This window comes from Mesorhizobium sp. B2-6-4, assembly GCF_006441495.1.
GTDB lineage: Bacteria > Pseudomonadota > Alphaproteobacteria > Rhizobiales > Rhizobiaceae > Mesorhizobium.
Genome location: NZ_VFUE01000003.1, coordinates 133,734 through 147,804 on the forward strand (window position 1 = coordinate 133,734; position 14,071 = coordinate 147,804).

At 60.6% G+C, this 14,071-nt stretch carries 14 protein-coding genes; 11 read left to right on the forward strand and 3 right to left on the reverse strand.

What is annotated here, in order from left to right; all coding sequences use genetic code 11:
* Positions 1-118 precede the first annotated feature (118 nt).
* Positions 119-859, forward strand: coding sequence for a polysaccharide deacetylase family protein (locus FJ426_RS05315; protein ID WP_140559390.1), 741 nt, complete (start codon positions 119-121; stop codon positions 857-859).
* A 38-nt stretch (positions 860-897) separates the two neighbouring features.
* Here the strand turns inward: FJ426_RS05315 and FJ426_RS05320 are convergent, their stop codons facing one another.
* Together FJ426_RS05320 and FJ426_RS05325 are read right to left on the reverse strand one after the other, a co-directional pair.
* Positions 898-1,287, reverse strand: a complete 390-nt coding sequence (locus tag FJ426_RS05320; protein ID WP_140520795.1) for a DUF427 domain-containing protein — start codon at positions 1,285-1,287, stop codon at positions 898-900.
* A gap of 140 nt (positions 1,288-1,427) precedes the next feature.
* The gene (locus tag FJ426_RS05325) at positions 1,428-1,784 is read right to left on the reverse strand and encodes a hypothetical protein (RefSeq protein ID WP_140494911.1); all 357 of its coding nucleotides are present in this window, start codon (positions 1,782-1,784) and stop codon (positions 1,428-1,430) included.
* 305 nt (positions 1,785-2,089) lie between these two features.
* Here FJ426_RS05325 and FJ426_RS05330 point away from each other — a divergent pair, with 305 nt between their 5' ends.
* A complete protein-coding gene (locus FJ426_RS05330; protein WP_140559391.1) occupies positions 2,090-3,718 on the forward strand; it encodes a fatty-acid--CoA ligase in 1,629 nt (542 codons plus the stop codon).
* Positions 3,719-3,893: 175 nt separating this feature from the next.
* On the forward strand, positions 3,894-4,679 hold the full coding sequence (locus FJ426_RS05335) for a DUF1499 domain-containing protein (protein ID WP_140494907.1): 786 nt from the start codon (positions 3,894-3,896) through the stop codon (positions 4,677-4,679).
* Positions 4,680-4,689: 10 nt separating this feature from the next.
* Here the strand turns inward: FJ426_RS05335 and FJ426_RS05340 are convergent, their stop codons facing one another.
* Positions 4,690-5,598 carry an MBL fold metallo-hydrolase gene (locus FJ426_RS05340; RefSeq protein ID WP_140564248.1) on the reverse strand — a complete coding sequence of 303 codons (909 nt, stop codon included), beginning with the start codon at positions 5,596-5,598 and terminating at the stop codon, positions 4,690-4,692.
* 117 nt (positions 5,599-5,715) lie between these two features.
* Between FJ426_RS05340 and FJ426_RS05345 the strand changes: the two genes are divergently transcribed.
* From FJ426_RS05345 to FJ426_RS05380, 8 genes are all read left to right on the forward strand, one after another.
* Positions 5,716-6,306, forward strand: coding sequence for a biotin transporter BioY (locus tag FJ426_RS05345; protein ID WP_140520792.1), 591 nt, complete (start codon positions 5,716-5,718; stop codon positions 6,304-6,306).
* A gap of 394 nt (positions 6,307-6,700) precedes the next feature.
* The gene (locus tag FJ426_RS05350) at positions 6,701-7,978 is read left to right on the forward strand and encodes a sugar transferase (RefSeq protein WP_181168415.1); all 1,278 of its coding nucleotides are present in this window, start codon (positions 6,701-6,703) and stop codon (positions 7,976-7,978) included.
* A 41-nt stretch (positions 7,979-8,019) separates the two neighbouring features.
* A complete protein-coding gene (locus tag FJ426_RS05355) occupies positions 8,020-9,294 on the forward strand; it encodes a nucleotide sugar dehydrogenase (RefSeq protein WP_140824768.1) in 1,275 nt (424 codons plus the stop codon).
* Positions 9,294-10,319, forward strand: a complete 1,026-nt coding sequence (locus FJ426_RS05360) for an NAD-dependent epimerase (protein WP_140520789.1) — start codon at positions 9,294-9,296, stop codon at positions 10,317-10,319. Before FJ426_RS05355 ends, FJ426_RS05360 begins: the two co-directional genes overlap by 1 nt.
* Positions 10,320-10,366: 47 nt before the next feature.
* Positions 10,367-11,119 carry a methyltransferase domain-containing protein gene (locus FJ426_RS05365; protein WP_181167188.1) on the forward strand — a complete coding sequence of 251 codons (753 nt, stop codon included), beginning with the start codon at positions 10,367-10,369 and terminating at the stop codon, positions 11,117-11,119.
* A gap of 144 nt (positions 11,120-11,263) precedes the next feature.
* Positions 11,264-12,433, forward strand: coding sequence for a glycosyltransferase (locus tag FJ426_RS05370; protein ID WP_224680899.1), 1,170 nt, complete (start codon positions 11,264-11,266; stop codon positions 12,431-12,433).
* Between the two features lie 13 nt (positions 12,434-12,446).
* Positions 12,447-13,565, forward strand: coding sequence for a glycosyltransferase (locus FJ426_RS05375; RefSeq protein WP_281405480.1), 1,119 nt, complete (start codon positions 12,447-12,449; stop codon positions 13,563-13,565).
* A 43-nt stretch (positions 13,566-13,608) separates the two neighbouring features.
* On the forward strand, positions 13,609-14,070 hold the full coding sequence (locus FJ426_RS05380; RefSeq protein WP_140824772.1) for a hypothetical protein: 462 nt from the start codon (positions 13,609-13,611) through the stop codon (positions 14,068-14,070).
* Position 14,071: the final 1 nt, after the last annotated feature.

Genomic DNA, 14,071 nt, shown 5'->3' on the forward strand with positions numbered 1-14,071 from the left:
AACTGCCGCAAGACGGTCAGATTGTCGCGTCTGGTGCTTTTCTGCTATCCAGCTCCGATTTTCGCCTCATGCGGGTCTTGGGATGCCTCCGTGAAACGCCCGATTGGAATTGGATTTGATGCGCCTGCTGCAAAAAAATCTCTGCATTGTCGCCATGTCTTTGGCCGTCGTGTCCAGCGGCCATGCCGCATCGCTGGTCGAACCCATCCTGCACATCAAGCCGGATGCAGGCGGAACCGGGCGCATTGCCTTGACCCTCGACGCCTGCGGCGGACGGACCGACAACCGCATCCTCTCGGCGCTGGTGGAAAACAGGATACCTGCGACCATCTTCGTCACCGGCATCTGGCTGAAGCGGAACGCCGCCGCCGTCGAGATCATGCGGGCACATCCCGACCTGTTCGAACTGGAAAACCACGGCGGCCGTCACATCCCGGCCGTCGACACGCCGCAGAAGATCTATGGCATACGCAGCGCCGGCAGTCCGGAAGCGGTTCTGGCCGAGGTCGAGTCGGGCGCCGTCGCCTTAGCCGGGACTGGCGAGCCAGCGCCGAAATGGTTTCGTGGCGCGACCGCGGAGTATAGTCCGTCGGCGATCGCCATGATCCGCAAGCTGGGCTTCAAGATCGCCGGCTTCTCGATCAATGGCGACGGCGGTTCGCTGCTCGGCGCCAGGGAAACCACAAGGCGCATAGAAGCGGCCAAGGATGGCGACGTCATCATCGCCCATATCAACCAGCCGACCCATGCCGCCGGGGAGGGCGTCGTGCAGGGCCTGCTGGCGCTCAAGCAGAAGGGTCTGACCTTCGTGCGGCTCGACGATGCCGAAGGCTTCGGCAATAACGGCACCACCGACTGACCGGCAGGACGGCAGGTCCGGCCTCCTCGTTCGTCCGTTCAGCCTGGCTTGGCTTCGATGCTGACCTTGCTTGCGTAGAACGCGCCGTGGTTGCGGATTTCAGCCATTTCGTCGAAAGGCTGCTCATAGGCCCACATCGCATCCTTGCCTGCCTCGCCGGCAGGCAGCACGCTCCAGTAGCTTGCGTCGCCCTTGTAGGGACAATGGGTGGAGGATTGCGTGCCGCTCAGCTTGTTGAAATCGATGTCTGCGAACGGGATGTAAAAGGCGGCCGGATAGGGCGCTTCCGTCAGCACCTTGGCGTTCGTCGAGGAGGCGATAACAGTGTCGCCTGCACGCACGGTGACGGTGCCCTTATACGGTTCGACGGTGATGACCTTATCGGGATTGCGCTGGAAGCCGGGTGCCGGGTTGGCGATCTTGTCCATGCTGTTTCTCCTCGTCTCAACTTTAAGTGTGTCGACGAGGTGGTTTGCGCAAGGGCGACTGTCGCCGGCAATTCCGCAATCGGTCTCCAGCCGTAGGCGCTACCGACGGCATTTTTAGCGAAGACCTTGTCCGGCGAGGCTCAGGCGGCGGTTCTGAACGCGTCCATCAACCCGGCATAGGCGGCCGCGATACCGGCCACGGGATTGCTGCTCCTGGATGCGGTCTCGACTTTCAAGTGGCCGCCGCCGGTCGGCAGAGTGAGCAGCAGGAATTGACGATTGCCGCCATCGCCCACGGACGCCGCGGCGACGTGCTCGCCTTCCCCTTCGTTCTGGACGCACATCTTGAACAGCAGCGTGCCGCCCACCGCTTCGAGCGCACCGCCGACAACTTCAACAAATTCGTCTTCGGAAACAGTCTTTGTGTCCGGCACCAGATCGCCCAGGCTTTCGGCAAGCGTACTTTCCAGTGCCTTATCGTCGAGCTGCGTGTCCATGCGAACCTCTTTCAGTCGCCAATCGCACCCCTTTGCCCATTAACGAAACTTAATGCCGACGATGGCCGGATTGTGGCGGATTCTCCTCTCGGTCGAGTAATTTAGACTTCTCTGATATAATGGATTTCAAGGCCGCCGGTCCTATGACATGAGCGCCAGGCATTCGGACCTCCAAGAAAGACGCGATTCGATCGCTTGCCTGCGCGACCGGCATCCGGATTTGCTTCGCCACCCGGCGGTGGCTGGACAATCCACCGGTTCGCTTCACAATGGCAACAAAAGCGAGGAGCGTAAGGGAGGAACGAATGCTGGGGCTGATGCAGGAATGGCCGCTTCTTTGCCATAAGCTTATCGACAACGCAGAGCGGCAGCATGGCGCGCGAGAGATCGTATCACGCTCGATCGAAGGTCCGATTGTGCGCACAACCTACGCCAGCATCCATCGTCGCGCCCTGAAGGTCTCCCAGCGCCTGGAGCGTGACGGCTATCGGCTGGGCGACCGCATTGCGACGCTGGCCTGGAACACGGCGCGCCACATCGAGGCCTGGTATGGCATCATGGGCATCGGCGCGATCTATCACACGCTCAACCCGCGGCTGTTTCCCGAGCAGATCGTCTGGATCATGAACCATGCCGAAGACAAGGCGGTCTTTGTCGACCTGACTTTCCTCCCTTTGCTCGAGAAGATCGCCGGCGCGGTCAAGTCCCTGAAACAGGTGATCGTGCTGACCGACAGGGCGCATCTGCCGCAGACCACGCTGCCCAACGTCGTCGCCTACGAAGAATGGCTCGACGAGGCCGATGGCGATTTCGCCTGGAAGAGCTTCGACGAAGGCACCGCCGCCGGCATGTGCTATACGTCTGGAACCACTGGCGATCCAAAGGGCGTCGTCTACAGTCACCGCTCGAATGTCCTGCACGCCATGATCGCCGCCATGCCCGACGCGATGGGCCTGTCTTCGCGCGACACGATCCTGCCGGTGGTTCCGATGTTCCACGCCAATGCCTGGGGCCTTGGCCAGAGCGCACCGATGATCGGCGCCAAGCTTGTCATGCCGGGCTGCAAGATGGACGGCGCCTCCATCTATGAATTGCTCGACACTGAGAAAGTAACCTTCAGTGCCGCCGTGCCGACCGTGTGGATGATGCTGCTGCAATATCTGGAGGAGACCGACAGGAAGCTGCCCTACCTGAACAAGGTCGTCATCGGCGGCTCGTCATGCCCACGGATCATCACCAAGAAATTCCAGGACAATTATGATGTCCAGGTCGTCCACGCTTGGGGTATGACCGAAATGTCGCCGCTCGGCACACTGTGTACGCTGAAGCCGGACTATGAAAGCCTTCAGGGTGACGCCCGGCTCGATGTCCAGGGCAAGCAGGGTTACCCGCCCTTCGGCGTCGAGATGAAGGTGACGGACGACGACGGCAACGCGCTGCCTTGGGACGGCAAGACATTCGGGCGGCTGAAGGTGCGCGGCCCCGCGGTGGCCAGCGCCTACTACGGCGGCGCCGGCTCGGAGCAGTTCGACGAGGACGGCTGGTTCGATACCGGGGATGTCGCCCACATCGACGCTGGCGGCTATATGCAGATCACCGATCGCGCCAAGGACGTCATCAAGTCCGGCGGCGAATGGATTTCGACCATCGACCTGGAGAATCTGGCCGTCGGCCATCCCGATGTCGCCGAGGCAGCCGCCATTGGCGTCCCTCATTCGAAATGGGGCGAGCGGCCTTTGCTGGTGGTTGTCCGCAAGCCGGGGAAGGAACCGACCAAAACCGATATCCTTGGTTTTCTCGACGGTAAGGTGGCCAAATGGTGGATGCCCGACGACGTCGCTTTCGTCGGCGAAATTCCGCACACCGCCACCGGCAAGATCCAGAAGATCACCTTGCGCCAGCAATTCAGCGACTATCGCTTGCCGACGGATTGACGGGATATTGCGTGTCTCGGCCTGATGCGGTCGTAAAAGGACAGTGCAGCGACGTGCACCTTTCCGGCAGGGCACGATAGCATTTCCAACTGGCGCACGATCCTCCTCGAAAATCGATTCCGATTTTGGTGGCCATGCGCTAAGTCTTCTTCGGCTTGGGATGACGCAGAGAAACATGGTCAGCATTTCGGAACGGCAAACGTCGAAGGCTGCCGGATGGTCGCGGCGCACCGCTGCTTTTTCGGCGGTGCTTTTGCTGACCGTGTTCGTCGGCCATTATTTCAACCTCGTTGAAACGCCGGTGTTCCTGTGGGTGTTGGCTATCGTCGCGCTGTTGGCGGCGCTGGCGCTGCTGTTCGCCGGATTTGCCTTCTCGAGGGTGTGGAATTTTGGCGACTATGGCGGCCGCGACATCACGGTCGGCGTCTTGCTGGCAGTGCTGGTGCTGACCCCCTATGGCATCGCCGCCTATTGGGCGACAATCTTTCCGCCGCTCAGGGATATTTCGACCGATTTCGACGAACCGCCGGCACTCGACGTCACCGGTCGCACGAAGGACATGAACGTGCTCTCGCCCCCGACGCCCGGCGAGCAGCGGTTGCAGACCGACAGCTATCCGCTTGTCACCGCGCGTAGCTACGACCTGCCGTTCGAGACCGTCGTCACTGCCGTTGAAACCGTGCTCGACCGCCGCAATTGGGATCTTACCGGACCCTATCCCGAACTCGCCGGGCAAAGCGACGTGACGATTACCGCTGTCGCCAGGAGCTTCGTGTTGGGCCTCCCCGCAGACGTGGCAATTCGCATCACGGACGACGGGGATACGGTTCTCGTCGACATGCGGTCGGCTTCCCGCTACGGCCGCTACGACCTCGGCGACAACGCTGCGCGCATCACCGACTTTCTGGCGGAGTTGGACCAGGAAGTCGCCGGCCAGGTCGGCGCGGCTCCGGCCGAATAGATGCTCGGGCCTAAGGGGCTGGCCTAAAAATGCCGTCTATGGCCGGCGCGGCGTCTGTCGCGACCAGGCCGCGCGCCACCAGATCCTCCAGATGGGCAAGCACCGACAACCCGGCGGCGCCATGCAGCCGCGGGTCGGTATCCCTGTAGATCGCCTTGACCATGTCTGCGATCGTGCGGTCGCCCGCGCGGATCCGCTCCAATATGGCCCGTTCGCGCATTTTGCGATGGGTCTTCAATCCGCGCATGAAGCCTCGCGGTGCCGTCACCGGCCCGCCGTGGCCGGGCAGCAGCAGGCGGTCACCGCGTTCGATCAGCCGGTCCAGCGAGGCCATGTAGTCCGCCATCGCCCCGTCCGGCGGCGCGACGATGGAGGTCGCCCACGCCATGACGTGGTCGGCCGAAAACAGGATGCCGGTGCCCTCCAGCGCGAATGCCGCGTGGTTGGCGGTATGGCCGGGGGTCAGGACCGTGCGGATTGCCCAGCCGTCGCCGGCGACCAGCGCGCCGTCCGGCAGCGCGAGATCGGGAACGAAAGCGGTATCGGCGCTGGCATCGAGCGCGTTGATCTCGCCAATATGCAATGGCCTTGCCGGCCGGTGCGGCCCTTCCGCCATCACCTGGGCTCCGGTCTCCTGCTTCAGCCGTGCCGCCAGCGGTGAATGGTCGCGATGCGTGTGGCTGACGAAGATGTGGCTGACCGGCCTGCCGGCGATGACGTCGAGCAAGGTGCGAAGGTGAGCTTCGTCATCCGGCCCCGGATCGATCACTGCCAGCGTATCGCGTCCGACGATGTAGCTGTTGGTGCCGTGAAAGGTGAAGGGACTTGGATTTCGGGCCGTGACGCGCTGCACGTCGGGCGCGACGCTGACGCCCCCGCCGTAGCAGGGATCGAAGCTGGTATCGAATTCGAGGGCCATGACGGTGTCGATGCCTGTTGCGGGAATGGCAAAACCGATTGCCGCATAGCACGCAAGCCAATATAGGAAAACGCAAGACCGCGATCATCGGATGGCGGCACTCGGATGGGGAAGACCATGGCAACTGCAACGACGATGCGCCCGCTTGTTTCTCTGGCTCTGCCGCAAGATGGCGCGGCGCGGCTGGCAACGCAGTTCTTCCTGGCGATAGCCGGGACATTGCTCCTGACCCTGTCGGCCAAGACCAAGGTGGTTCTGGGGCCAGTCGATATTTCGATGCAGACGCTCGCCGTCCTGCTGATCGGGGCCGCTTTCGGCCTGCGGCTCGGCGTCGCCACCCTGCTGCTCTATATGGCCGAGGGCGCGATGGGCTTCCCGGTCTTCCAGAGCACGCCGGAAAAGGGAATTGGCATTGCCTACATGCTCGGCTCGACCGGCGGCTATCTCGCCGGCTTCGTGGTCATGGCGGCGATCGCCGGCTGGGCCGCCGATCGCGGCTGGGATCGCCATCCGATCAAGCTTTTCAACGCGATGCTGGTTGCCGAGTTCGTCATGATGGCCATGGGCTTTGCCTGGCTGGCGATGCTCATCGGTCCGGAAAAATCCTGGCAGTTCGGCGTCGTGCCGTTCATCGTCGGTGATCTGATCAAGGTTGCTCTGGCCGCAAGCCTGGTGCCAGCCGTCTGGTCGCTGCTGAAGCGCTCCTGAATTTAAACGAGGTTCCGGGGAAGTACCTGGTCATTGGTCCGGGTCGGACAGATGTGACTGGCAGGTCGTGCCCAAGCAGTCAGCCAGTCACCAGTGATACGAACATCCATTTACCTTCATGCGTCCAGACATTCTCGACGGCCGGCAGTAAGCCTATCTATTAGCGATAGCTTTTGAACCGCATTCAGCGATGCGATTGATCAAAAAATCCTGCCGGTTGCTACAGTGTAAATAGATACTTGCTGGTATCGTTACAGTGTCGTAGCTCTTGATCTTCGACTGAGTCGAACAGCCAGTAGCGAGAGGCCTGATTCCGCTTTGCGAATGAACGGCCAAGCCAAGCGCATTATTGCAATGGCAATCGCCGACATGGCAGCTTCGAGGGGGGAAGAAGTTGAATGTCGCAACATCAACTCTTGTCGGAAGCCGGCACTTCCTGTTCAAAATTCGCTTTCAACTTATTGGCGGACTGACGTTCGCGATCGTCGCGCCGGCCCTCATCCGGATCGCCTTCAAACCCGATGCGGTCTACGTCGCCAATCTCCAGGTAACCGTCGCTGCCGCGGTCATTGCGCATGTAGCAGGCTTCCTTGCCTATCGGCGTATCGGGAATTTCCCCGGCGTGGCCGCTGCCAGCTACATCCTGCCGACGTTTGTGCTGTCCTACGGGCTTGTTTTCCTGACTATTTTCTTTTTTCGTTTCGAGTACAGCCGGTTTCAGGCGGCTGCCAGCTTCACCCAGTCCACGCTCTGGTATTTTGGCCTGAGCATCATAACGCGGCATCTCGAACCGTACCGGCTGGTCGTCATTCCCGGCGGGAACGTAGAGCGCCTAAGGACACTGCCGGGAGTGCATTGGTTCTGGATCACTTCGCCTGGCACCGTCATCGAACGGGCGAATGGCGTGGTTGTCGATCTGCGGGCCGACCTTGACGCCGAATGGGAACGATACATCGCGGACCGGGCTCTTTCGGGCACGCCGGTCTACCACGTCAAGCAGGTCAGCGAGTCGCTGACCGGCCGCGTCGAGATCGAACACCTGTCGGAAAACACGCTCGGCTCGCTCAATCCGAACCAGGCCTATCTCAAGATCAAGCAGGCAATCGACTGGATCTCCGCGCTTGTCATGGTCGTGGCTCTTTCACCTTTCGTGGTGCTGATCGCGCTGCTGATCCGGCTGGACTCGGAGGGCCCGGTGCTGTTTCGCCAGCCCCGCATTGGCTACAGGGGCCGGATCTACACGGTCTACAAGTTTCGCTCGATGAGGCAGCAAGCCGGCATTGGCAGCGACAAGGACAAGGCGATCACGAAACGTGACGACGATCGCATCACCCGGATAGGGCGTTTTTTACGCAAGTTCAGGATCGACGAGCTGCCGCAGGCCATCAACATCCTGCGCGGCGAAATGAGCTGGATCGGGCCACGGCCCGAGGCTGTCGTCCTGTCGCACTGGTATGAGGCGGAATTGCCGTTCTATCGCTACCGGCACATCGTCAGGCCAGGTGTGAGCGGGTGGGCGCAAGTAAACCAGGGGCATGTTGCGGCGGTCGACGATGTGATGGAGAAATTACACTACGATTTTTACTACATAAAGAACTTCTCGCCTTGGCTTGATGTTCTCATCACCCTCAGAACCATCAAGACGATGATTACCGGCCATGGTGCGCGATAGCGGAGGCCGTGGCTGATTAAGGCTTGCCGGACAGGAAGCAAATGGACCTCGGCTCCAGGAAAATAGCTGTCATCGGGCTTGGCTATGTGGGTTTGCCGCTGGCGGTGGCCCTCGGAGCGATCAGGGACGTCGTCGGCTTCGACATCAGCCAATCGCGCGTGGATGCGCTGAGGCGTGGCGAAGATCACACGCTTGAGGCCAGCAGAGATGAAATCGACGCCGCCACGCGGCTGCGGTTCACCAGCGACAAGGCCGATCTGCGGGATTGCGGAGTTTTCATCGTCACTGTCCCCACTCCGATCGACAGGGCCAACCGGCCGGACCTGAAGCCCCTTGTCATGGCGTCCGCCACGGTCGGCGAGGTGATCTCCCCCGGTGCGGTGGTAATCTTTGAATCGACCGTCTATCCCGGCTGTACGCAAGAGGTGTGTGCGCCGCTGATCGAGAAACATTCCGGTCTGCGCTACAACGAAGACTTCTTCCTGGGCTACAGTCCTGAGCGCATCAACCCCGGCGACCGCGAGCACCGGCTGCAGACGATCGTCAAGATCACCAGCGGCTCCACGCCGGAGGTGGCGGACGCTATCGACGCGCTCTATGCCTCGATCGTTCCCGCCGGCACGCACCGTGCCTCGAGCATCGCGGTCGCCGAGGCAGCCAAGGTCATCGAGAACACGCAACGCGATCTCAATATCGCCTTGATGAACGAATTGTCGCTGATCTTCGGCAAACTGGGCATCGACACGTCGGAGGTGCTGGAAGCGGCCGGCACCAAATGGAATTTCCTGCGCTTCAGCCCTGGTCTCGTCGGCGGCCACTGCATAGGCGTCGATCCCTATTATCTGACCCACAAGGCTCAAGAACTCGGCTATCATCCCGAGGTGATTCTTGCCGGTCGCCGCATCAACGACGGCATGGGCCGGCATGCAGCGGACCAGACGGCCCGCCTTATGATGCGCAAGGGCATACCTGTCGTTGGCAGCCGGATTCTGGTCATGGGCGCGGCCTTCAAGGAAAACTGTCCGGACTTGAGAAACTCCAAGGTCGCCGACATTGTCGCGCAGCTGAGGCAGTACAATGCCGGCATCGATATCTGGGATCCTTGGGTCGATGCGCAGGAATGCGCGCGCGCCTTTGGCGTAACGAGCTTTAAAGAGATGCCCGCCGCGCGTTACGATGGCGTTGTCGTCGCCGTGGGGCACGGGCAGTTTCACACCCTGGGCGTTGCCGGTCTTCGGGCGCTTTGCAAGGACCCTAGCGTCGTCTACGACATCAAAGGTCTATTCCCCAGGGATGTTACGGACGGGCGGTTCTGATGAAGGTTCTGGTCACCGGCGCTGCCGGCTTCATAGGCTATCACGTCGCCAGGCGGCTGCTCGAACGTGGCGACGAGGTCGTCGGCATAGACAGCATCAACGACTACTATGATCCGCAGATCAAGCAGGCGCGGCTGCGGCTTCTGGCCGAAGCAAGCCGCAACACCAATGCGGGCTACCATTTCATCCACGGTAATCTCGCAGAGCGAAACGTGGTGGACGGCTGCTTTGCCGATCACGCCTTCGACAGGGTGATCCATCTCGCCGCCCAGGCCGGCGTCCGCTACAGCCTTGAAAACCCGCACGCCTATGTCGAGAGCAACATTATCGCCTACGCCAACATGCTGGAGGCCTGCCGCAACAGCCGTGTCGGCCACCTGACCTATGCCAGCACGTCGAGCGTCTATGGCGCCAATACCGACATGCCGTTTTCCGAGCATCGCCCGGCCGACCATCCGCTGCAGTTCTACGCCGCAACCAAGCGCGCCAACGAGCTGATGGCGCACAGCTACAGCCACCTGTTCGGGCTGCCGACCACGGGCTTGCGTTTCTTCACAGTGTACGGCCCTTGGGGACGTCCCGACATGGCGCTGTTCCTGTTCACCAGGAACATCCTGGCCGGCGAGCCGATCAAGCTGTTCAACAACGGCAATCATACACGCGACTTCACCTATGTCGAAGATATCGCCGAAGGCGTGATCCGCGCCAGCGACAGCCCCGCTGCGGCTAACCCCGCCTGGGATTCCGATAATCCGGATCCTGCGACGAGCAGCGCGCCTTGGCGCATTTTCAACATCGGCAACAACAACCCGGTGAAGCTGACCGCCTATGTCGAGGCGCTTGAAAACGCGCTTGGCCGTAAGGCCATCGTGGAGCTCTTGCCGCTGCAGGCCGGAGACGTGCCTGACACTTTTGCCGATACTTCGGCGCTGCAGGCGGCGGTCGGCTATCGTCCCGGCACGTCCGTGACGGAGGGCGTCGGGCGGTTCGTCGAATGGTACCAGGCCTATTTTGAGCGGAGGTAGGGGGGAGGTCACGTCTTGTCCACGAAATCGATGACGGGATAGCGTCGTTGCTGCGGGGCTTTGTTCGCACGAACGTGGCGGTCTCAGAATGTCTGGACCGAGCCTTGCCGCTACGGCTGCGCGTGGATGGCAACCACGCCTTTGCTGCGGAAATCGCACCGGTGCTCTTTACACCTAACGCACTGGTCTATGATCTGGGCGGAGGAGCAAGGCCGCTTGTAAGCCTAGCCGAGAAGCGTCGTCTGGGGCTGGTTGTCGTCGGGGTGGACCGCGATGCCAAGGAACTGTCGAAGGCTCCGGGCGAGATCTATGACGAGCGGATCGAGGCGGATCTTACCTCGTTCAGGGGGAAGGGAGATGCCGATCTGGTCATATGCCAGGCCACTCTGGAGCACGTCCGCGACGGCGAAGGCGCATTTCGCGGCATTGCCAGCTGCGTAAGGCCGGGCGGCACGGTCGCCATTTTCTCGCCTTCACGCAACGCCGTTTTCGCCAGGCTCAATCGGGTCTTGCCCGAGGCGATCAAGCGTCGCCTGCTGTTTGCGGTCTATCCGGACAAGGGCAGGGGGCACGACGGCTTCCCAGCCTTCTATGACAGATGCCTGCCGAGCGAGGTGGAAAGGATCGCAGCGCAAAATGGCCTGGAACTCGTCCAGCGTCATCTGTTCTGGAGGAGTTCATACTTCTACGCTTTCGTGCCGGCCTTCCTTGTCTGGCGCCTCTGGCTAGGTCTCTCGGCTCTTCTCATCGGGAAGGATGCGGCTGAAACCTACGCCTATGTCTTTCGGCGAAGACATTGATCACCCGAGGATATTCTCCGCTTTCGTGGACCCGAGTGCGACGGCTGTCTCCCCGGTATCCGGGTGGAGCATCGCTCATCGCGCACGGTCAGGCGCAAGCAAAAAAGCTTTCGCCGTGACCGGCCAGGAAAGGTGGCGAACCGAGTGACGTGCACGCGCCAAGACAAGAGATCACCAGGCAGCCCAGACGCTCGGATTGCTATCTTCATTCCCTCTCTTCGTGCTGGCGGCACCGAGCGGGCAATGCTCACCCTGGCCAGCGAATTTGGCCGGCGCGGCTTGCCGATCGATCTGGTGCTTGGGTGTGCGACGGGCGAGTATCTCGCTTTGGTTCCGAAGACGATAAGGATACAGGACCTCCGAGCCTCGCGGTTGCTGTTTTCCGTATTGGCTTTGATCCGGTATTTGAGGCGGGAGCAGCCGCGAGTGATGCTGACGGCGTTACCCCATGCAAATATCGTTGGCATCGTCTCGTCCATGCTCTCGCTGCGCCGGACACCGATCGTGATATCGGAAAGGAGCAATCTTTCCAGGACCGTCGCTGATACGAAGCTGGTTCGTGAGAAGTTCCTGCCATTCCTCATGCGGCTGACCTATGGTCGTGCCGACACGATCATCACTGTATCGCATGGCGTCGCGGAAGACCTGATCCAGAGCATCGGGGTCCACCGGAGTTCCGTCAAAACGATCTACAATCCGCTGGACATCAAACATGTTGAAGAGCAGGCGGATGAACCGCTCGATCACCCCTTCGCGGTCGAGGATGGCAGGGTTTTGTTGGTGGCCGTTGGGCGGCTTGATTTCGCAAAGGACCATGCCACGCTCATAAGCAGCTTCGCGCGGATTGCGAGGAAGAGACCCGTCAAATTGGCCATTGTCGGGGAAGGACCGCTGCGGGGATCGCTTCAAACGCTGATCGACGAACTCGAGCTGAATTCTTCGGTCGCTCTGGTCGGCTTTTCGAAGAATCCGTATCCGTGGATGCGGCGGGCAGCGTTGTTTCTTCAATCCTCCCGCAGGGAGGGATTTCCAAACACGATCATCGAAGCAATGGCTTGCGGGGCCAACGTGGTGAGCACCAACTGCGAAAGCGGTCCGGCCGAGATTCTGGAGGACGGCAAGTGGGGGCGTCTCGCCGCGGTCGGAGATGCCCAGGGTTTTGCGGCAGAAGTGATGGCCGCCCTTGATGAAACTGATCCTCCGGACGTCAGGCGTCGGGCGCGGGATTTCAGTGTCGAAAAGGTGGCCGACGCCTACCTGCTCGCGATGGGTGTCGATCCCACGAACGCCGTAGGGAAGGAGCGGTCGTATTAAGATCCTGCACGTCATCACCGGACTTGAGAACGGCGGCGCCGAGGCAGCGCTGTACCGCCTGTGCACGGCCGAGCGCAGCCATTCCCATTTTGTCGTCTCGCTTTCGGGTGACGGAAAATATGGCCCGTTGCTTCGCGCCGCCAAAATACCGCTCGCCTGCCTGGCGATGCCAAAGGGAAGGTTGAGTCTCAAGGGGCTCGCCTCGCTCAGGCGCGTGTTCTCGACTTATCGGCCGGACGTGGTTCAGTGCTGGATGTATCACGCCAACCTCGTCGGAGGCGTCCTGGCGCGGCTTGGCGGCATCAGGCCGGTTCTTTGGGGGATGCACAATTGCGGACTGGATCCGCGGGCGGCCTCCTTTACGACCAGGGCCGTGGACAGGATATGCGCTCTCATATCCGGTATCATCCCGGCTCGGATTGTCAGTTGCTCGCAAAATGCATCGCGGCGCCACATCCATGCAGGATATTCGAGCTCGAACTGGACGATCATACCGAATGGCTACGATCTGGCCGTGTTCGAGCCGGACGACGGGGCGCGCGGGCGGCTCCGTCAGGATTGGTCGATAGGTGATGGCCAGTTCGTTATCGGAAATGTCGCTCGTTGGCATCCCGACAAGGACCACCAGAATCTCTTCGCTGCCCTGTCCAGGCTGTCGATGCACAAGAGCCTTCCCTTCAAATGTGTTCTTGCCGGCCCGGGTATGACGGCTGAAAACACTGCGCTTGCCGTGCTGTTGGAGCGCTATGATGTTCGCCACAAGGTGAAGCTTCTCGGGCCGAGCGACGACATTGCCGGTTTGATGAATGCATTCGACATTCATGTGCTGGCCTCCAGCAGCGAAGCCTTTCCGAACGTGATTGCCGAGGCGATGGCATGCGGCACGCCATGCGTGGCAACGGACGTCGGGGACATCGCGATGCTTGTCGGCAACACGGGATTGATCGTTCCGCCGCGGAACCCTGACGCGTTATCGTGTTCCATCGAGATTATGGCTTCGGAAATTCAGGATACCCGGTCTTGGGCGAGCAGGCGGCAAGCATGTCGCGACCGCATCGCTGCGGATTTCTCGCTTGAGCGGATGGCGCACTCGTATGACTTGCTGTGGGAGAAATCGTCCCTGGGCCGCTAAGGGGTGAGAACAATTCGAATATTCAGATGGCGATGGAACGAAAGTGAAGCACCTCAAACGAGATTATTTTGTTTCGCCATTTGCGCTCACGCCGCAAATGTTGTTGCTTTTGTCGAGCTTGGTCTACTTTGTGCCATTCGTCACCGGGGGATTTCAGTATGTTGATGTCAGCAGAAGGAAGTATGATTTCATATATCACGCGGGCACTGGATATGCCATTGCGCTTTCTCTTTCTTGCATTGCTGCCGCGATGCTGGTCTTCATGCCAAGGCGTCAAGATTTCGAAGTCGAAGGCGACGTTCGGGGAGAGTCGATCGTAATAATTGTGATGCTGGTGGTGTTCGGTGGGATTTCGATAGCAAATCCGGCACTTTTTTCGGCCTCAAAGGCCGATGTTTGTCATCTACCGGGCGGATCCAGTATGTATTTTACAACAGCTGCATCATCGGCATGGTGTTCGGAGCCCTGTCGGGGTGGAAGAAATCCAGGCTGGTCATCATCTTGAG